The following is a 20,347-nucleotide window of genomic DNA, read 5'->3' as shown; positions in this document are numbered from 1 at the left end:
GGCCAATGATTGTGAGAATTGTCTTAGAGATGCGTAACGATATCTTTAATTAATCCTGGCCCCTGATAAATAAAGCCTGAATAAATCTGAACCAGCGTTGCACCTGCGGCGATTTTTTCACGCGCAGCGGTCAGAGAATCGATGCCGCCAACGCCGATAATGGGAAGACGCCCCTGCAGCTCCTGAGAGAGGCGCTGGATCACCGCCGTACTGCGCGACTGCACTGGCCGTCCACTCAATCCACCCGCTTCTTCAGCATGCTTAAGACCACTTACCAGCGAACGATCGAGCGTAGTATTACTGGCAATGACGCCATCAATCTGATGACGAATCAAACTGTCCGCAACCTGAATTAACTCCTCTTCAGAGAGATCGGGCGCAATTTTTACGGCCAGCGGAACATATTTCAGATGACGCTTTTCCAGCTCTTTTTGTTTCTGTTTGATAGAGGAGAGCAAATCATCCAGCGCTTCACCATATTGCAGTGAACGCAAACCTGGCGTGTTGGGTGAGGAAATATTGATGGCGATATAACCGGCATGGGCATAGACCTTTTCCATGCAAATCAGATAATCTTCTTTGCCCTGCTCAACCGGCGTATCTTTATTTTTACCGATATTGATCCCGAGCACGCCGTTAAAACGCGCTTTTTTTACATTCTCAACCAGGTGGTCAACACCGAGATTATTAAATCCCATCCGGTTGATAATGCCGCCCGCTTCCACCAGACGAAACATCCGTGGCTTGTCATTACCTGCCTGGGCACGCGGCGTGACGGTGCCGACTTCAACAAAACCAAAGCCCATCGCCGCAAACGCATTAACGCACTCTGCGTTCTTATCCAGACCCGCAGCCAGGCCCAGGGCATTTTTAAAGGTCAGTCCCATGCAGGTGACCGGACGCGACGGCAGATTCTGGCGATAAAACAGCTCCAGCGGCGTGCCGTTCATAAAACGCAGTTGCTGAAAGGTGAGTTCGTGTGCGCGTTCGGGGTCGAGTTTAAACAGCGCCGGTCGGACGATAGGATAAAACATGCACTCTCCTGAAGGACGGAAGCAATCGTGAAAGTCGGTGCACGGGAAAATGTGCGCCAGAATGGTAAAGTGCTCTGGCGCAAAAGTAAATCGAACGGCGGGGATGCAGAAAACTATATGAAAATGCTTTGATCTTAAACGGCGGAATCGTTTACGGGCTGGTTTTTCACCTCGGAAGGAAACAGATACTCCCGCAGGATGCCGTGACGCTGCATGATGCCAAAGATACCGAGACAGACAAACGCTTCAGCTCCCACCATCGACCATGCGGCACCGATTGCGCCAAACTTCCATGCCAGGAAACAGCATAGCGGCACGTTTATCACGCCAGCAGCCATCATCACCCACATACGCTGGCGGGCCAGACCGTGCGGGATCAGAATCTGTAATCCAGCCGGATAGGCAATGTTACCGAACAGGAAACAGAGCACGAAGACGCGCAGCACATCCGCCGACGGAATAAAGTCTTTACCCAGTAAAATAGAGACCACCAGGTCAGCAAAGAACCAGGTAAAGATGACAATCGACAGACTCAGGGAAAACGACAGCAGCAGGCTTTTGCGCGTCGCCGCAATGGCGGCACGTTTATCCCGACCAAAAAGGTGGCTGACGCGCGGGAAGAAAGCACTGCCGATCTGCTCGGGTACTGAATTAGCCGCTTTACGCAGACGATCCGCCCCGTTGTAGATCCCGACCATATAGGTAGAGGTAAAGGAGGCCAGGATTACCACGTTGACGCTGTTAAACAGATTGGCACCCGCGATAGCAATAAACACATCCATGCTGTCGGTGATGCGCTGTTTGATCTCGCGCGGTTCAAAGCGGTAACGACCAATGACTTTCATCTCCAGCACAAACTTCAGCGTAATCGCTGCGCTGATGATGGAGACAGTGCCAGGGATCAGCGCCGCCAGCCAGGTATCCTGCGGGGATTTCACCAGCAAAAAGGTCAGCGGAATCGCACAGAAGTTACCGAAGGTGGCGATCATCGCCGTTTTACCCAGCTTCTCAAAGCCCTGCATCAGCCAGCCGAATGAAAACAGCGAGCCTATCAGCGTGGTGCAGTTCGCCAGGATGATAAAGAACAGCGGATGCCAGGCAGGATTAAACCAGGTCGCCGTCAGTAACGTGCCACTGGTCACCACCAGCAGCATCAGCTTGGCGTTAAAAGTTGACCAGAAGAGCTGGCTGACGCGTTCCTTGTCATCACGATGGTGAGCAATGTCTTTGGTGGTAAAGACGTTGAATCCCCAGTCAGAGATGGTGCTGCAATAGAGCACGCAGGCGATGGCCAGCGCCAGCGTACCCATCTGCTCTACACCCAGAACGCGGGCAAGATAGGGCAGCGTGGCCAGTGGAAACAGGAACGATGCGCCGCGGTAGGCCAGCAGCGAGAAAATATTAATAACCAGACTTTTATCGAGTACTTTTGCCATGACGCAACAACCTTATACACATTGCATGTCTCACCTTCTCATTTCGCTAAGGCATAAACAATATCGCTTCACATTTTTCAGAATCAGGCTGCTTTTCAGAATCAGGCGGCGTTTTTCAGCTCTTTTTTGACCTTGTAATGCTGAAGTGCAATAAACAGTTCAGGGCGATTAAACAATAGCCACTCTTTAAAGTTTTCTGTTTTCACATTGCGACCCATAAAGCGAATCGCGTTAAGCACATATTCCGGCACAGGCGTACGGTTATAGAGTGATAAATAGATCATCAAACGAAACGAGTGAACTAAATACGCTTTTTCAAGCGTATCGCGCCACGCTGACTTAATCAGCGAACTGGTTAGCGTATTGTAGGCGTGCATAAAGGCATCATAACGCTGATAGAAAAACTCATTACTTTTGGTACTGTTCGTCAGGGAGCCGTTGCGAATACGCTGTTTATAATAAACCTGATGACTCACCCAAGCCTGCTGACTTTTCATAAAGCAGGAGAGCGTGAAATTGTGGTCTTCATGAACGCGTTTAACAAAACGTAATTTATGCTGTTCAATAACGCGTTTGCTGATGACATAGCTCCAGGCCGCCGAGGTATAGCTGCCGTTACGCAGCAGGCCCAATAAGACCTCCTGCGGTTTTTGCTGACCAAAGAGTTCGTGTCTGACTTTTGGCGAGGTGATATCAATCTGGCCGTCGCGATAGACGCACGATTTAAAACAGAACAGGTCCGTTTCAGGATGCTTTTCCGCTACCATGCCCAGTTCAGCGACCAACCCATCCGCCACGACGTCGTCCGGATCGCAGAAAAAAAGAAACTGGCCCTGCGCCTGATCAATACCGACATCCCGTGCATGACCTGCCCCACCATTTTCAGTGGTAATTATTTTCACCTGGGAAAGATGAGAATAATTCTGTTCAAGTAAGGCTAATGTTCCATCGGTTGAGCCATCATTCACAATGATTATTTCATTGGGCGATTTAACCTGACGTAATAGTGAATCGACGCACTCCACAATATATTTTTCAACATTGTAAGTTGGAATAACCACTGATAATAGCGTGTCAGACATAGGCAATTCTCTGCTGTTAGAAAAAAGAATACGATTCACCTGCCAGATGCAGGGATTGATCAGAGGCGAAACGTCAAAAAGAGTAAGGCGCTAATATTATGGTAGCTTTCATTTAGCCTGATTATCTTAAACCGGTCAGGCGAAAAAAGACCAGTCGTAAAAATTATCTTAACGCTTCACCGGATTATCACTGTTAAAAAAAGTGCATCTATAGCCCGCTGTAATGTTAAAACCGTTGAGGAACGATTTAAATTACCCCCATCTGGCAGGCGTAACCAGAATCAGGAATATGTAAGCGAACATCTGAAATCGTGAATAACTTCAGCATTCCTTCATTTTTATTACAGTTTACGCTCTGCAATTAATCCTAATATCATGCCGGAACACCACTGAAGCAGGCCGATGTCAGGCTGGTTTCCCTTCCGGTTACGGGCTGCCGCTGCGCTTCAACACGGTTTCAGCCACAAGCAGAATGGTTAAGCAATCAGAAGAAAGATAATTTTTTCCGCCACGCGTCCTGTTTTAACCCTCTTGCATCACTGCTCTTAATGAATGGTTTTGCTGCTCGCCTTTATTTTAAGAATTATCGGAAGCGATGTTTTCATTATCTGCCACCGGTACGTCTATTTGCAGTTTTTACCCTTGCTTTGCCGGATAAATCATTTAAGCCCACTCCCCTGCTCTGACAGTATGAAGGCATAAGTTCTCAACTTTTGATAATCAATAACTTTTAGTTATAAGGAGTGATGATGCGAGTTATTACGCTGGCAGGTAGCCCACGATTTCCCTCCCGCTCAACCTCATTACTGACGCTGTGTCAGCACAAGCTGGAGGCACGTGGCATTGAAGTCATTCCCTGGAATATTCACAACTTTCAGCCTGACGATCTGATTAATGCGCGCTTTGATGCGCCCGCGCTGCTGGCCCTGCGTGACGATCTGGCATCGGCTGATGGCCTGATTGTGGCGACACCGATTTATAAAGCGTCCTTTTCGGGTGCGCTGAAGACTCTGCTCGACCTGCTGCCTGAGCGCGCACTGGAGCACAAAGTTGTGTTGCCACTCGCCAGCGGCGGCAGTGTCGGGCATATGCTGGCGCTGGACTATGCGCTGAAGCCGGTTCTCAACGCCTTAAAAGCACAGGAAATTCTGCATGGGGTCTACGCCGAAGACAGCCAGGTCACGCATTACGATCGTCAGCCTGTACTGGAAGATTCACTGGCAGAGCGTCTTGATGAAGCCGTCTCCGCGTTCTGGCTGGCGCTGACCCGTCATCACCATCCCGTTGCGCAGGCAGTATAAGGAAGCAATCGATGAAGCAGAGATTAGGAAAGTGGCTGGTGGCAGGACTGTTACTGGCTGGCCTTCAGGTTCAGGCCGCTGAATCGGATCCGGCTGAGATTCGCATCGGCTATCAGAAAGGTTCAGTCAGCATGGTGCTGGCGAAGTCACATCAGTTGCTGGAGAAGCGTTTTCCCCATACTCACATTAAGTGGATCGAGTTCCCGGCTGGCCCGCAAATGCTGGAAGCGCTGAACATCAACAGCATTGACCTCGGCAGTACCGGTGATCTTCCGCCGCTATTTGCCCAGGCCGCAGGCGCCGATCTGCTCTATGTCGGTTCGGAGCCGCCAAAACCGAAATCAGAAGTGATTCTGGTGCCGAAAAACAGCGCTCTGAAACAGGTTGCCGATCTGAAAGGCAAAAAAGTCGCTTTCCAGAAAGGTTCCAGCTCACACAATTTACTGCTGCGCGCCTTACAGCAGGCGGGCCTTACATTTAAAGACATTACACCCGTCTATCTGACGCCAGCCGATGCGCGTGCCGCCTTCCAGCAGGGTGACGTGGATGCCTGGGCAATCTGGGATCCCTACTACTCTTCGGTACTGCTGCAGGGTAATTCGCGCCTGCTGATTGATGGCAGCTCACTGAACCTGACCGGGTCCTTCTATCTGGCGACGCGCAGCTATGCCGAAGCCCACGGCGCGTTTATCCAGCAGGTGCTCGACACCTTCAGCAGTGCCGACGCGCTGACTATCAGCCAGCCTCAGCAGAGCACCACGCTTCTGGCGCAGGCAATGGGCCTGCCTGAACCGGTTATTGCCAGCTATCTCAGCCATCGTCCACCCACCCGGATTTCGCCGGTCAGTGCTGAAACCGCAGCCGCACAGCAGCGTACTGCTGACCTGTTTTATGCCAATCATCTGTTGCCAGTCAAAGTGACGATCCAGGATCGCATCTGGCAACCGCATACCGTAACGCAGTAAGGAGCAACAATGAGCGTATCCATTTTCTGGTTCCTGCCGACGCATGGCGACGGCCACTATCTTGGTACCGCCGAAGGCGCGCGCCCGGTTGATCACGCCTATTTACAACAGGTGGCGCAGGCCGCTGACCGTCTCGGCTTTGGCGGGGTCCTGATCCCAACCGGCCGCTCCTGTGAAGATGCCTGGCTGGTTGCCGCTTCGCTGATCCCGGTGACGCAGCGCCTGCGTTTCCTGGTGGCGCTGCGTCCTGGCGTGATTTCACCGACTCAGGCGGCGCGTCAGGCTGCTACCCTGGATCGCCTATCCAACGGCCGCGCGCTGTTCAATCTGGTGACCGGCGGCGATCCGGAAGAGCTGGCGGGCGATGGCGTGTTCCTGGATCACCGTGAGCGTTACGCAGAATCTGCCGAGTTCACCCGCGTCTGGCGTCGGGTACTGGAAGGTGAAACCGTCGACTACGAAGGCAAGCATGTGAAGGTTCGCGGCGCACGCCTGATGTTTAAGCCGGTGCAGCAGCCTCGCCCACCGCTCTGGTTTGGTGGCTCTTCTGAACCGGCTCAGGAACTGGCGGCCGAACAGGTCGATGTTTACCTCACCTGGGGCGAACCCCCTGCTCAGGTTCGGGAAAAGATTGAACAGGTGCGCGCGAAAGCGGCCGCGCAGGGACGTACGGTGCGGTTTGGTATCCGTCTGCATGTGATTGTGCGCGAAACCAATGAAGAAGCCTGGCAGGCCGCCGACCGGCTGATTGCCAATGTGGATGACGCCACTATCGCGAAAGCACAGGCCGCGTTCCAGCGGGCCGATTCTGTGGGTCAGCGCCGGATGGCCGCGCTGCACGGTGGTCGCCGCGACAAACTCGAAATCAGCCCGAATCTGTGGGCAGGTGTGGGTCTGGTACGCAGTGGAGCCGGAACCGCGCTGGTCGGCGATGGCCCGACCGTGGCCGCACGCATCAAAGAGTATGAAGCGCTGGGCATCGAGACCTTTATTCTGTCGGGTTATCCGCATCTGGAAGAGGCTTATCGTGTTGGCGAACTGCTGTTCCCGCATCTTGATCTGCAGGTGCCATTGGTGCCTCAGCCGCGCGTGGTTCAGGCGCATGGTGAAGCGGTAGCCAACGATTTTACCCCTGAGAAAAAAGTCGCCCGGGGCTGAGGAGAGCATGATGGCCAGAACCCGAAAACGCCTTGCTGATACGCTGGTGCCGTGGCTATTGCCGACGCTGCTTGTTGTGGTGTGGCAGATTGCTTCGCAAACCGGCTGGTTATCGAACCGTATTCTGCCCGCGCCGGAGAAAATTGTGACCACCTTCTGGCAGCTGACTGCCAGTGGTGAACTCTGGCAGCATCTGGCGATAAGCAGCTGGCGGGCGCTGATAGGTTTTAGCATTGGCGGTTCTATCGGCCTGATACTTGGGCTGATCACCGGCACCTCCAAAACCGGTGAACGCCTGCTGGATACGTCGGTGCAGATGCTGCGCAATGTGCCACATCTGGCGCTGATCCCGCTGGTAATCCTCTGGTTCGGAATCGACGAGTCCGCCAAAATCTTTCTGGTGGCGCTGGGCACGCTGTTCCCGATCTATCTGAATACCTATCACGGCATCCGCAATATCGATCGCGGGCTGGTTGAGATGGCGCGCAGCTATGGCCTCTCCGGCTGGAGCCTGTTTATCCAGGTGATCCTGCCCGGCGCACTGCCAAATATTATGGTCGGCGTGCGTTTTGCGCTCGGTCTGATGTGGCTGACGCTGATTGTTGCTGAAACCATCTCCGCCAACGCGGGCATCGGCTATCTGGCAATGAACGCGCGTGAATTCCTGCAGACCGATGTGGTGGTGGTCGCCATCATTCTTTATGCCCTGCTCGGCAAACTGGCGGATGTCGCCGCGTTGTTACTGGAACGCGTCTGGCTGCGCTGGCACCCCGCTTACCAACTGAAGGAGGAGAACGCATGAGCCAGACTCTCTCACCAGCCCGCCTTAACACCGGCACGCCGGTTGGCGTTAACGGCGTCAGCAAACAGTATGGCAGTCGTACCATTCTCAATAAGATCGACCTGCATATTCCTTCGGGTCAGTTTGTGGCGGTAGTGGGTCGCAGCGGCTGCGGCAAAAGCACTCTGTTGCGCCTGCTGGCCGGACTGGAACAAAGCTCCAGCGGTGAACTGCTGGCAGGCAATGCGCCGCTGCAGTCGGCGCGCGACGATACCCGCCTGATGTTTCAGGATGCGCGACTGCTGCCGTGGAAAAAAGTCATTGATAACGTCGGGCTGGGCCTGCGCGGTCGTGAATGGCGCAGTGCGGCGATGGATGCCCTGACGGCGGTGGGACTGGCCGATCGCGCCAATGAGTGGCCAGCTGCACTTTCTGGCGGGCAGAAACAGCGTGTGGCGCTGGCCAGAGCGCTGATTCATCGGCCCGGCTTACTGCTGCTGGATGAACCACTGGGGGCGCTGGATGCCCTGACCCGCATTGAAATGCAGGGATTGATTGAGTCACTGTGGCAGCAGCATCACTTTACCGTTCTGCTGGTCACGCATGATGTCAGTGAAGCGGTCGTGATGGCGGATCGCGTGTTGTTGATCGAAGAGGGTGAGATCGGTCTGGATCTGCTGGTGGATCTGCCACGACCACGGCGTCGGGGATCGGCGCGGCTGGCCGAGCTGGAAGCGGAGGTGCTGGATCGGGTAATGCAGCGTACGGAACGACCGCAGCCGGTACGTTACGCGCAGCAGCGCTGAAAAAGGGAGCGTCTCAGACGCTCCCTTTTTTAGTATCAGGCGTTCAGTGCCCGGGTAATTTTTTCGTAGAGGTCGCCAGAGAGTTTATCCAGCTCCAGCAGCTGCTCCAGCGCCTGACGCATCATCGCCTGACGGCCTTCGTCATATCGTTTCAGACGAATCAGAGGCTCCACCATTCGTGCCGCAACCTGCGGATTGCGCGTGTTCAGATCAATGAGCATCTCCACCAGGAACTTGTAGCCACTGCCATCTTTAGCATGGAACGCGGCCGGGTTAGCCGAGGCAAAGGCCCCCACCAGCGAGCGAACGCGGTTTGGATTGCTCATAGTGAAGGAGCGATGATTCAGCAGCTGACGCACGTTGCGCATCACGTTGGCAGCCGGACTGGTTGCCTGCAGCACAAACCATTTGTCCATCACCAGACCATCCTGATGCCAGCGCTCATCGTAAGCCGCCAGCAGCGCGTCGCGGCACGGTAACTGAGCCGCCACAGCAGCGGAAAGCGCCGCCAGCGCATCGGTCATGTTGGTTGCCTGGTGATACTGCGTCTGCACCAGTTTGTCCGCCAGCTGTGCATCACTGAAGGCAAGATAGGTCAGGCAGACATTTTTCAGGCTGCGCTGACCAATCGCGTCATGCTCCACACGGTATTCAGGCTGCTGATTGGCGTTGTAGATCGCAAAGAACTCATCGGCCAGTTCGCGTGCCAGTGTGCGTTGCAGGGCGTCACGCACCAGCGCAATCGCCTGCGGATCGATAGTGTCAAACAGCTCGGCAATCTCATTTTCTGACGGCAGCGTCAGGATCAGCGCAGTCAGGGCCGGGTCACAGTCGGTATCAAGCAGCACCGCGCGGAAAGCATCGGCAACATGCAGCGGCAGCGACAGATGCTGGCCCTGCTGATAGCGGGCAACGTTCAGGCGAATATAAGTCGCCAGCAGGCTCTGAGCCGCATCCCAGCGGGAGAAGTCGTTGCGTGCATGACGCATCAGGAAGGTGAGCTGAGCATCACTCCATTTATAATCGAGCTTCACCGGGGCGGAGAATTCACGCAGCAGCGACGGCACCGGCTGGAAGTAGACATTATCGAAAATAAAGGTCTGGAACTCTTCGGTGACATTCAGCACATGATGCACCGGATGGCCGTTATTCTGCAGCGGGATCACCTTGCCTTCACCGTCATACAGCTCAATATCCAGCGGGATATGCAGCGGCAGCTTCTCTTTCTGGTCGGCAGTCACTGGGGTGTGCTGCGTGACATGCAGCGTGTACTGCTCAAGTTCCGGATTGTAATCGTCGCGCACCGTCAGTACCGGCGTACCGGACTGGCTGTACCAGCGGCGGAACTGCGACAAATCGACATTTGAGGCATCTTCCATCGCCTGAACAAAGTCATCACAGGTGGCGGCGCTGCCGTCGTGACGGTCAAAATAGAGCTTCATGCCCTTCTGGAAATTCTCTTCACCCAGCAGGGTGTGCATCATGCGGATGACTTCTGACCCTTTTTCATACACCGTCAGGGTGTAGAAATTGTTCATCTCGATAACCTGATCCGGACGGATCGGATGTGCCATCGGGCTGGCATCTTCGGCGAACTGCGCGCCGCGCACGATACGGACGTTATCGATGCGGTTCACCGCACGTGAACCCAGATCGGAGCTGAACTCCTGATCGCGGAACACCGTCAGTCCCTCTTTCAGGCTGAGCTGGAACCAGTCGCGGCAGGTCACGCGGTTACCGGTCCAGTTGTGGAAATATTCGTGACCGATAACCGCCTCAATGCCGAGGTAATCTTTGTCGGTCGCCGTTTCCGCTTTCGCCAGCACATATTTGGCGTTGAAGACGTTAAGACCTTTGTTCTCCATCGCCCCCATGTTGAAGAAATCCACGGCTACGATCATAAAGATGTCGAGGTCATACTCCAGGCCGAAACGCTCTTCATCCCACTTCATGCTGTTTTTCAGCGAGGTCATCGCCCAGTCGGCGCGATCGAGATTGCCGCGGTCAACGAAGATCTCCAGCGCCACATCACGCCCTGAACGGGTGGTGAAGCTGTCGCGCAGCACGTCAAAATCGCCCGCCACCAGCGCAAACAGGTAGCAGGGTTTCGGGAACGGATCTTCCCACTTCACCCAGCTGCGGCCCTGCTCATCCCGGCCGCTGTCAATCCGGTTTCCGTTGGAGAGCAGATACGGGTAGCGTTCACCGTCGGCATAAATGGTGGTGGTAAAGCGCGCCAGTACATCCGGGCGATCAAGATACCAGGTAATATGACGGAAGCCTTCAGCCTCACATTGGGTGCAGAGCGCCTCACCCGATTTGTACAGCCCTTCCAGCGCGGTGTTCTGATCCGGATGAATCACATTGATGATTTTCAGGGTGAAGCTGTCCGGCAGCTGGCTGATAACCAGTGCGCCCTCTTCTTCACAGAAGGCCGTCCAGGGTTGCCCGTCGACTTCCAGTGCAATCAGCGTTAACGCTTCGCCGTCGAGTCGCAGCTCAGCCTGGCTGTCGCCCACGCGTTTAACCTGGCTGATGGCCGTTACACGGGTCGTCGACGCATCCAGTTCAAAAGTTAAATCGATATCGGTGATGGTGTAATCGGGCGCACGGTAGTCGTGGCGATACTTGATTTGGGGCTGTTGCGTCATATTGCGTCTCGCGTCGTTGTTATAAGTTTACCGGCAAAGTCTAAGCTTGTTACTACAAGCTTGCCACGCACAATGCATCTGAAGGGTGAAATGGCTACACTTTGTTAACAATGGCACAGATTGGCCTCGACCCGCCCGACTGAAATATGCTGTGATTGGCTTCAGATAGTGAATTATACTTTTGCGTCTTTATGACTGTGTACAACACCGGGCACTGCGCCACCGAACAGGATGCTGAAACGCGCCATGACAGGACATGCTTCCCCGATACTGACCTCCCTGCTGGATACGGACGCCTATAAGCTCCATATGCAGCAGGCCGTTTTCCACCGCTATCATGACGTAACGGTGGCGGCGGAGTTTCGCTGCCGCGGCGACGAACTGCTGGGTCTCTACGCTGACGAAATTCGTGAAGCGATTACTGACATGCAACACCTGGCGCTGACTGATGAAGAAGCGACCTGGTTATCCCGCCTTCCCTTTTTCCAGCAGGATTACCTCAGCTGGTTGCGCCAGTTCCGCTATAACCCGGAGCAGGTTGAGGTGCGCAATCATCATGGCAAACTGGAACTTCGTATCCAGGGACCGTGGCGGGAGGTGATCCTATGGGAGGTGCCGCTACTGGCGCTGATCAGTGAGATTGTGCATCGTCATCGCACGCCGCAGGTCACCACTCAGCAGGCGATCGACCATTTGCACCAGAAACTGGGCGACTTTAAGACGCAGGTGGCTGACCTCGATATGTCGCGCTTCCGCCTGATGGATTTCGGCACCCGCCGCCGCTATTCGCAGGATGTGCAGCAGTCGATTGTCTCCACGCTGAAACAGGATTTCCCGTGGCTGATTGGTACCAGTAACTATGATCTGGCGCGCCGTCTGTCACTGACGCCGGTCGGCACGCAGGCGCATGAGTGGTTCCAGGCCTTCCAGCAGATTAGCCCGGTTCTCGCTAACAGTCAGCGTGCTGCGCTGCAGGCGTGGCTGGACGAGTATGACGATCAACTGGGTATCGCACTGACCGACTGCATCGCCATGGATGCGTTTCTGCGCGATTTCGGTCCGGTGTTTGCCCGCCGCTATCAGGGACTGCGTCACGACTCCGGCGATCCGGTTGAATGGGGCGAGAAAGCGCTGGCTCATTATCAGAAACTGGGTATCGATCCGCAAAGTAAACACCTGGTCTTTTCTGACAACTTAAATCTCGACAAAGCACTGGCGCTTTATCGCCACTTTGGCCAGCGCACGAATGTGGTGTTCGGCATCGGTACGCGTCTCACCTGTGATATTCCGGGCGTGACGCCTCTGAACATCGTTATCAAGCTGGTGCAGTGCAACGGCAAGCCGGTAGCGAAACTTTCAGACAGCCCGGGCAAAACCATCTGCCAGGATAAAGCCTTTGTCAGAGCCCTGCGTAAAGCCTTTGATCTGCCGCTGGTGAAAAAAGCGAGTTAAACCTCTTCTTATCGGGGCGTTGATGCGCCCCGCCTCTGCTGTAATAAATCCGCTTTCCCCCTGAATTTTGCTTGTTTCCTGAAGACTCACAAGTAACATAGCAAAACCCCGGATGGGGCAACTTTTAACTCACTTCTTCTATATAGAGAGATATTTATGAGCGTAGTGCCTGTAGCGGACGTACTGCACGGTCGCGTCGCGGTTGACAGTGAAGTCACCGTACGTGGTTGGGTGCGTACCCGAAGAGATTCCAAAGCCGGTCTTTCCTTCATCGCTGTCTATGACGGCTCCTGCTTTAATCCCGTTCAGGCTGTCGTCAATAATTCTCTGAATAATTATCAGGATGAAGTGCTGCGTTTGACCACCGGCTGTTCCGTTATCGTTACCGGTAAAGTGGTGGCATCGCCAGGTCAGGGCCAGGCGTTTGAAATTCAGGCGACCAGCCTGGAAGTCGTCGGCTGGGTGGAAGATCCGGACAGCTACCCGATGGCGGCAAAACGCCACAGCATCGAGTATCTGCGCGAAGTCGCTCACCTGCGTCCGCGTACTAACCTGATTGGCGCGGTCGCCCGCGTTCGCCATACTCTGGCGCAGGCGCTGCATCGCTTCTTTCATGAAAATGGCTATTTCTGGGTTTCTACTCCGCTGATCACCGCCTCGGATACCGAAGGTGCTGGCGAGATGTTCCGTGTCTCAACGCTGGATATGGAAAACCTGCCGCGTAACGATCAGGGCAAAGTCGACTTCAGCGAAGATTTCTTTGGTAAAGAGGCCTTCCTGACCGTTTCCGGTCAGCTGAACGGCGAAACCTACGCCAGCGCCCTGTCGAAGATCTACACCTTCGGCCCGACGTTCCGCGCAGAGAACTCCAATACCAGCCGCCATCTGGCTGAATTCTGGATGCTGGAGCCGGAAATTGCGTTTGCGTCACTGGATGATGCGGCTGCACTGGCAGAAGCGATGCTGAAGTATGTGTTCAACGCGGTGCTGGAAGAGCGCGCCGATGACATGGCGTTCTTCGCTGAGCGCGTGGATAAAGACGCGGTTGAGCGCCTGCAGCGTTTCATCACCACCGATTTTGCCCAGGTAGACTATACCGATGCGGTTGAAATCCTGATGAACTGCGGTCAGACCTTTGAGAACCCGGTTTCCTGGGGTATCGATCTCTCTTCTGAACACGAGCGCTACCTGGCAGAGCAGCACTTCAAAGCGCCAGTCGTGGTGAAAAACTATCCGAAAGACATTAAAGCGTTCTATATGCGCCTGAACGAGGATGGCAAAACCGTGGCGGCGATGGACGTTCTGGCGCCTGGCATTGGTGAAATCATTGGCGGTTCACAGCGTGAAGAGCGTCTCGATGTGCTGGATGCACGTCTGGAAGAGATGGGTCTGAACAAAGAAGATTACTGGTGGTATCGTGACCTGCGTCGCTACGGTACCGTGCCACATTCTGGCTTCGGACTGGGCTTTGAACGTTTAATCGCCTATGTGACTGGCGTGCAGAATGTCAGGGACGTCATCCCCTTCCCACGCACGCCACGCAATGCAAGTTTCTAAAATTCAGCATTAAATATAAGAAATTCATATATATAAAGAGGTCGGCACTGCCGGCCTTTTTTTATTTTTGTAAATTTTGAGTTCTCTCACAAAGTTCCGTATTTTTTACATTTTGTAATACATATTTTCCTTTAGAAACCAGATTACGAGTTTAGTAGCATTTAAGCGCTAGAATTACGGCGGGTTGGATGGAAAGATGCGTGCAGACACAGGAAGACACCAAACTTCGCTCAGGGTTCTGTAAAGATTTCCTGACGGCAGTGGCAGGTGTACAAATAACTCCAATGAGGGTAATGAATAATGATGAAGCGCAATATTCTTGCAGTGGTTATCCCTGCTCTGTTAGCCGCCGGCGCAGCAAATGCTGCAGAAATCTATAATAAAGACGGCAACAAACTGGACCTGTACGGTAAAGCTGTTGGCCTGCATTACTTCTCTGATGATTCAGAGAACGACGGTGATCAGTCTTACGTTCGCTTCGGCTTCAAAGGCGAGACCCAGATCAATGACCAACTGACCGGGTATGGCCAGTGGGAATATAACATTCAGGCCAATAACTCTGAAGGTTCTGACGCACAAGACGGTAACAAAACCCGTCTGGGCTTCGCCGGTCTGAAATTCGGCGATGCCGGCTCAATCGACTACGGCCGTAACTACGGTGTGGTTTACGATGCAATCGGCTGGACCGATATGCTGCCAGAGTTCGGTGGCGACTCAGGATATTCTGATAACTTCATGAACGGTCGTAGCACCGGCCTGCTGACCTACCGCAACACCAACTTCTTCGGCCTGGTTGATGGCTGGGACTTCGCTGCTCAGTACCAGGGCAAAAACGACCGTGCAGACATTCGTCGTGCTAACGGTGATGGCTACGGTGTTTCAACCACTTATGTTTCTCCGATCGGTGTAGGCTTCGCAGCAGCTTATAGCAGCAGCGACCGTACTAATGCGCAGTCTGCAGGTACTGTCCGTAACACAGATACTGATACCAACGTAGGTACTGGTGTTGGCGAAGGTAAACGTGCAGAAAACTGGGCAACTGCTCTGAAATATGATGCCAACAATGTTTATTTAGCTGCGATGTATGGTGAGACCCGTAACTCTACACCTATCAACTCAGGTGACTTTACAGCGTTCGCAAACAAAGCTCAGAACATTGAACTGGTTGCACAGTATCAATTCGACTTCGGTCTGCGCCCATCTATTGCTTATGTACAGTCTAAAGGCAAAGATATCGAAGGCGTGGGCGATGCTGACCTGGTTAAATACATCGACGTTGGCGCGACTTATTACTTCAACAAAAACATGTCTACCTATGTTGATTACAAAATCAACCAGCTGGATGATAACAACCCACTGGGCATCAACTCAGATGACGTGGTTGGCGTAGGCCTGGTTTACCAGTTCTAATCCTGCTTTAAGCATGTTGAAAAACGGGGCTACGGCCCCGTTTTTTTATGCCTTTTATTTTCCTCATCCGCGTTTCTCTCCCCCTTCTGCTCAGCGTTAACCTCAGCTTCTCCTGATAGCGAAATCAACACCGCAAAATAGTCGATTTTGTCTCGCAAACGGTTGGCATTTGCCTGGCCGGACGCTAACCTGATAGCCCTCTTGCTAAAGTTCACGCTAATGGACCTGACACATGTTTGAATCGATCTCTGCTGCACCCGCCGATCCTATTCTCGGGCTGGCCGATCTGTTTCGTGCCGATGACCGCCCTGAAAAAATCAATCTGGGCATCGGCGTCTACAAAGACGAAACCGGCAAGACCCCGGTACTGACCAGTGTTAAAAAAGCTGAGCAATACCTGCTGGAAAACGAAACCACAAAAAACTATCTCAGCATTGATGGTCTGGCGGATTTTGCCCGCTGCACACAGGCCCTGCTGTTCGGCAACCAAAGCCCGCTGATCACCGCAGGCCGCGCCCGCACGGCTCAGACACCAGGTGGCACAGGTGCGTTACGTGTAGCAGCAGATTTCCTCGCCACGCAGACCTCCGTAAAGCGGGTCTGGATCAGCAATCCGAGCTGGCCGAATCACAACAACGTGTTCAATGCTGCCGGTCTTGAAGTTTGTGAATATCATTACTATGACGCAGCAAACCATACGCTCGATTTCGAGGGTATGCTGGCCTCGCTGCAGCAGGTTCAGCCTGGCGACGTGGTACTGTTCCATGGTTGCTGCCATAACCCGACCGGTATCGACCCAACGGCGGAGCAGTGGCAGCAGCTGGCGCAGCTGTCACAGACTAATGGCTGGTTACCGTTGTTCGATTTCGCCTACCAGGGCTTTGCCCGTGGTCTGGATGAGGATGCCGAGGGCCTGCGTATTTTTGCCGCCTCGCATCAGGAGTTGATCGTCGCCAGTTCTTACTCCAAGAACTTCGGTCTGTATAACGAACGCGTCGGAGCCATTACCCTGGTGGCGGCAGAAGCCAGCGTGGCCGATAAGGCGTTCAGCCAGGTGAAGTACACCATTCGTGCCAACTACTCCAATCCACCGGCGCATGGTGCTGCCGTTGTCGCAACCATTCTCGGTAACGACACGCTGCGCACGATCTGGGAGCAGGAGCTGTCGGATATGCGTCAGCGCATTCAGCGCATGCGCCAGCTGTTTGTGAACACCCTGGCGGAAAAAGGCGCACAGCGTGACTTCAGCTTTATCATCAGGCAGAACGGTATGTTCTCGTTCAGTGGCTTGACTAAAGACCAGGTGATTCGCCTGCGTGAAGAGTTCGGTGTCTATGCCGTTAACTCAGGCCGCGTGAATGTGGCGGGCATGACGCCAGACAACATGTCGGCGCTGTGCGAAGCGATTGTCGCCGTGCTGTAACGCAGATGACCAAACAAAAATGGGCCTGACGGCCCATTTTTTATTGCAGTAAAAATTACGGATTGTTTACTGCAGGAAAGGATTACTGATGCGTTCATGCCCCAATGTTGAAATCGGGCCGTGACCGGGAAGAAAAGTCACATCATCGCCAAGCGGCAGTAATTTTGTGCGGATAGCATCAATGAGCTGCTGATGATCGCCCTGCGGGAAGTCAGTACGCCCAACACCACCATTAAAAATCACGTCGCCTGAAATCAGCAATCGTCCCGGACGGTCAAAGAACACGACATGGCCGGGTGAATGTCCCGGACAGTGCAGAACGTCCAGCGTGGTCAGCCCGACCTGCACGCTCTCCCCCTCTTCCAGCCAGCGATCGGGAGTAAACGGTGCGCACTCGTCAAGTCCGAACATCCGGCTCTGAGTCGGCAGCGCTTCCAGCCAGAAGGCATCGCGCTTTTGCGGTCCGACAATCGGAATCTGATAAAACGCCGCCAGTTCAACAGCGGCCCCGACATGATCTAGGTGTCCATGTGTCAGCAGAATCTGAGCAGGTTTAAGTTTTAGCTGTTCCAGCGTTTGTTTGATCAGTTCGGCATCGCCGCCTGGGTCGACCAGTGCGGCTTCGCGAGTCGTGTCGCACCAGATAACTGAGCAGTTCTGGGCAAAAGCGGTAACAGGAATAATGTGGTAATTCATAACGCTCCATGACCGGCTCACGCAGCGTTGCCGGTGTCATTACCAGTGCCTGATCGGACCGGTATCAATATGTACAAAGTTACTGCGGGGATAATATCCTACACCACCCGCACGCAGAGATAACGCCGCTTTGCGTACATTCGCCAGCGAAACCCCTTCAATATGAAAATCCATCGCCTGGCCTTTGGTGTGATAGCTGTGCTTTGCTACTCCCGGACCACTCTCACGTAACATATTGTTGGTTGCCAGTGAACGATAGCCGGAAACCAGCTGGATCGGTTTACGCATGCCCAGCAGCGCCTGCAGGCGAAAAATCTGGTCAAACAGATGTGGATCGATGCTTTTCACTTTGTTGGCGCGATAGTCACGGAAAAAATGATTTAATCGTGACAGCTCATCCTTGTCGTAACTCTTACCATTAAAAAACTCAGTTTTAAGGGTTTCACCGGTGTGAAGATTATTAAGCATCAATACACGCGGGCGAGACGTTGAAAGCGAGGCCCTTGCAGAAGCTGGCAATAATGCCAGTCCGGCGGCGGCACTACCGCACAGCAGTAGTTTGCGACGAAAAGAATCAATAGTAGACATGTAACGGTTTACCTGAGAGTGAAGCCATAGAAATGTGCAAAAAGCGCACAGGCCGAACCATAACTTTCTCCCGGAGAAGCGTCAACCCATCTGCCATGAGTTTGCGAGGCGATCCCTTATGGGATCGCCATTTGATAAGATTTTTCTTTAATGAGGATTTGCGGGGAACGATTTAAAATCAATTACTAGAGCAGTAATTGCCCGGCCCGACTCAGGGCCTGACTGCCCGAACGGGCGGTGTCATCATAATTGTAAATATCTGTGCGGAACTGCGGTTTGCCATCATCAGCGACCCACGCCGTCAGGTAATAGAGATTGACCGGAATGCGGTGGCGAATCGGCACATAGCGGGTGTCACCCTCTTTCAGCGTGCTGGAAATTCGGGAGTCATTCCAGCCCGCATCCTGCAGCAATAACCCTGCCAGTTCAGACGCTTTGTTCACCCGCACACAGCCTGAACTGAGCGCACGGATATCACGCTGGAACAGGTTATGGTTTGGCGTGTCATGCAGGTAGATTGCATCTGAACTCGGCATATTAAATTTATACCGGCCCAGCGCATTCGCCACGCCCGGAGCCTGAATCATCCGATAGGGAAACGACGCCGCAGAGACCATGCGCCAGTCAATCATGCTGGGATCAATCACTTCAGCATCTGCACTCCAGCCCGACAGCAGGGTATACCCATGCTTGTAAAGATAGGTTGGATCCTGCTTCACCTTCGGAATGATGTCTTTACGCACCAGCGTTGTCGGCACATTCCACGGCGGGTTGAGCACGACGTTATTCAGCGCACTGCGCATGAGTGGCGTTTTACGATCGGGACGACCGACGATGACACGCGATGAGAGAATCTTGTTGCCGTTGTTGTAATAGATGAGCGAGTAGTTGGCGATGTTCACCATGATGCCATTGTGCATATCGTCCGGCAGCAGGCGAAGGCGCTGAATATTCAGCGCCAGCAGCGAAGCGCGCATCTGCGGAGAGACGTTAAGCCACTGCCGCGTTCTGGTACCGATAGCCCCATCCCCATCCAGCCCCTGCCACTGCTGGAAACGCTTCACTCCTGCAACCAGCGTCTCGTCATAGACATTGGCGGTATTCCCTTCCAGCGTCTGACTCTGCACATTGCCCGGTGATTGCAGCGGCGGCGCGGCCAGTTCGCCCACTGGCGCGGCGGAAGGACTCACCGCGACCGGCTGATCGCTGTGGCTCACCGGTACCGGCGCGACAGGCACCGCATCGTCATCCGGTGCGGGCGCGTTAACCTGTGCCGTTAACATGCCGCTGCGCTGCAGAATTTCACGCAGGGCAGGAACATCATCACTGACCTGGCCGGGACGCAGGGTTTCACTGCTTTTTAATTGCGGCCAGGGCTGCTTATCGCTGAGCAACGCTTTCAGCGCGGCGTGCATAGGCTGATACTGTGGATGCTGCGGCTGTAATGAGGAAATAAACGTGTCAGCCGAACCCGCATTGACTGCGTTTTGCCACTGATTCACCACCGCGACTGACGGCTGGGTCAGCCTGTAGGGAACGTTGCTGTAGAGCCAGGTTTCACCCTGCGTCGGCACATTTGAAACAAACTGCAGATAGCCCAGCATCGCATCAGAGAGCGCGACATCGCGGGCAAAGCCGGTAATAGCCGGATTCGTCAGACGCTCAATCCAGCGCGTGAACTGCGGCTGAACGCCTGAAAGTGCCACCTCAGCCAGCTGCTGCTGAAATTTCTGCACCGCCTGAGCATCCTGCCAGAGCGGCTGCATATGACGGGAGGCATAAAGTGTCGCCAGCGGCCCCAGATAGAAAGGCTGATCGGCACTGGAAAAAGCCTGCCGGATGCGTTGCTGACTTTCGGATACGGAGATGGCCGCCTGCGTTGTTCCAGGCAAAGCGGCGATGACAGCGGCCTGCGGTAGCGTAAATGGAACAGCGGTTAGCGCCAGCGCTAACAATGATACAACGCGATGATGATTTAATTTTTTTAACCGCAACATCCCTGCCCCC

Annotated in this window: 16 protein-coding genes; 9 read left to right on the top strand and 7 right to left on the bottom strand. The window is 53.9% G+C overall.

What is annotated here, in order from left to right:
• Positions 1–23 precede the first annotated feature (23 nt).
• The 3 genes from pyrD to IBT54_RS03455 all read right to left on the bottom strand — a co-directional run bounded on the left by pyrD (position 24) and on the right by IBT54_RS03455 (position 3,552).
• A complete protein-coding gene (gene pyrD / locus IBT54_RS03465; RefSeq protein ID WP_201251578.1) occupies positions 24–1,034 on the bottom strand; it encodes a quinone-dependent dihydroorotate dehydrogenase in 1,011 nt (336 codons plus the stop codon).
• A 134-nt stretch (positions 1,035–1,168) separates the two neighbouring features.
• Entirely contained in the window at positions 1,169–2,470 is a 1,302-nt protein-coding gene (locus IBT54_RS03460) for a flippase (protein ID WP_013357342.1), read from the bottom strand.
• Positions 2,471–2,571: 101 nt separating this feature from the next.
• Positions 2,572–3,552 carry a glycosyltransferase family 2 protein gene (locus IBT54_RS03455; protein ID WP_013357341.1) on the bottom strand — a complete coding sequence of 327 codons (981 nt, stop codon included), beginning with the start codon at positions 3,550–3,552 and terminating at the stop codon, positions 2,572–2,574.
• Between the two features lie 749 nt (positions 3,553–4,301).
• Between IBT54_RS03455 and ssuE the strand changes: the two genes are divergently transcribed.
• The 5 genes from ssuE to ssuB are packed head-to-tail and all read left to right on the top strand — an operon-like array spanning position 4,302 to position 8,563.
• On the top strand, positions 4,302–4,853 hold the full coding sequence (gene ssuE, locus IBT54_RS03450; protein ID WP_013357340.1) for an NADPH-dependent FMN reductase: 552 nt from the start codon (positions 4,302–4,304) through the stop codon (positions 4,851–4,853).
• Positions 4,854–4,864: 11 nt separating this feature from the next.
• Entirely contained in the window at positions 4,865–5,818 is a 954-nt protein-coding gene (locus IBT54_RS03445) for a sulfonate ABC transporter substrate-binding protein (protein ID WP_095707432.1), read from the top strand.
• 9 nt (positions 5,819–5,827) lie between these two features.
• Complete coding sequence (gene ssuD / locus IBT54_RS03440; RefSeq protein WP_013357338.1) at positions 5,828–6,976, top strand: FMNH2-dependent alkanesulfonate monooxygenase; 1,149 nt, start codon at positions 5,828–5,830, stop codon at positions 6,974–6,976.
• Between the two features lie 10 nt (positions 6,977–6,986).
• Positions 6,987–7,778, top strand: coding sequence for an aliphatic sulfonate ABC transporter permease SsuC (gene ssuC / locus IBT54_RS03435; RefSeq protein WP_013357337.1), 792 nt, complete (start codon positions 6,987–6,989; stop codon positions 7,776–7,778).
• A complete protein-coding gene (gene ssuB / locus IBT54_RS03430) occupies positions 7,775–8,563 on the top strand; it encodes an aliphatic sulfonates ABC transporter ATP-binding protein (protein WP_013357336.1) in 789 nt (262 codons plus the stop codon). Before ssuC ends, ssuB begins: the two co-directional genes overlap by 4 nt.
• 35 nt (positions 8,564–8,598) lie before the next feature.
• Here ssuB and pepN read toward each other — a convergent pair whose 3' ends face one another.
• Positions 8,599–11,214, bottom strand: coding sequence for an aminopeptidase N (gene pepN, locus IBT54_RS03425; protein WP_201251577.1), 2,616 nt, complete (start codon positions 11,212–11,214; stop codon positions 8,599–8,601).
• Between the two features lie 246 nt (positions 11,215–11,460).
• On the opposite strand from pepN, the gene pncB reads away from it, so the two are divergent.
• The 4 genes from pncB (at position 11,461) to IBT54_RS03405 (ending at position 17,056) form a co-directional block, all read left to right on the top strand.
• Positions 11,461–12,666 carry a nicotinate phosphoribosyltransferase gene (gene pncB / locus IBT54_RS03420; protein ID WP_095707434.1) on the top strand — a complete coding sequence of 402 codons (1,206 nt, stop codon included), beginning with the start codon at positions 11,461–11,463 and terminating at the stop codon, positions 12,664–12,666.
• A 156-nt stretch (positions 12,667–12,822) separates the two neighbouring features.
• Complete coding sequence (asnS, locus tag IBT54_RS03415) at positions 12,823–14,223, top strand: asparagine--tRNA ligase (RefSeq protein ID WP_013357333.1); 1,401 nt, start codon at positions 12,823–12,825, stop codon at positions 14,221–14,223.
• Between the two features lie 300 nt (positions 14,224–14,523).
• The gene (gene ompF / locus IBT54_RS03410; RefSeq protein WP_013357332.1) at positions 14,524–15,633 is read left to right on the top strand and encodes a porin OmpF; all 1,110 of its coding nucleotides are present in this window, start codon (positions 14,524–14,526) and stop codon (positions 15,631–15,633) included.
• Positions 15,634–15,865: 232 nt separating this feature from the next.
• Positions 15,866–17,056 carry an amino acid aminotransferase gene (locus tag IBT54_RS03405; RefSeq protein WP_095707436.1) on the top strand — a complete coding sequence of 397 codons (1,191 nt, stop codon included), beginning with the start codon at positions 15,866–15,868 and terminating at the stop codon, positions 17,054–17,056.
• Positions 17,057–17,122: 66 nt separating this feature from the next.
• On the opposite strand, the gene IBT54_RS03400 is transcribed toward IBT54_RS03405, so the two are convergent.
• From IBT54_RS03400 to ldtD, 3 genes are all read right to left on the bottom strand, one after another.
• Complete coding sequence (locus tag IBT54_RS03400) at positions 17,123–17,752, bottom strand: MBL fold metallo-hydrolase (protein WP_013357330.1); 630 nt, start codon at positions 17,750–17,752, stop codon at positions 17,123–17,125.
• Positions 17,753–17,791: 39 nt separating this feature from the next.
• Positions 17,792–18,340 carry a YcbK family protein gene (locus IBT54_RS03395; RefSeq protein ID WP_010254972.1) on the bottom strand — a complete coding sequence of 183 codons (549 nt, stop codon included), beginning with the start codon at positions 18,338–18,340 and terminating at the stop codon, positions 17,792–17,794.
• Positions 18,341–18,525: 185 nt separating this feature from the next.
• A complete protein-coding gene (gene ldtD / locus IBT54_RS03390; protein WP_201251576.1) occupies positions 18,526–20,337 on the bottom strand; it encodes a L,D-transpeptidase in 1,812 nt (603 codons plus the stop codon).
• Between the last annotated feature and the right edge of the window lie 10 nt (positions 20,338–20,347).

The organism is Pantoea sp. S62 (genome assembly GCF_016658625.1).
GTDB lineage: Bacteria > Pseudomonadota > Gammaproteobacteria > Enterobacterales > Enterobacteriaceae > Pantoea > Pantoea vagans.
The sequence above is the reverse complement of the archived record's forward strand: the minus strand, read 5'-3'. Positions and strand labels throughout refer to the sequence as shown.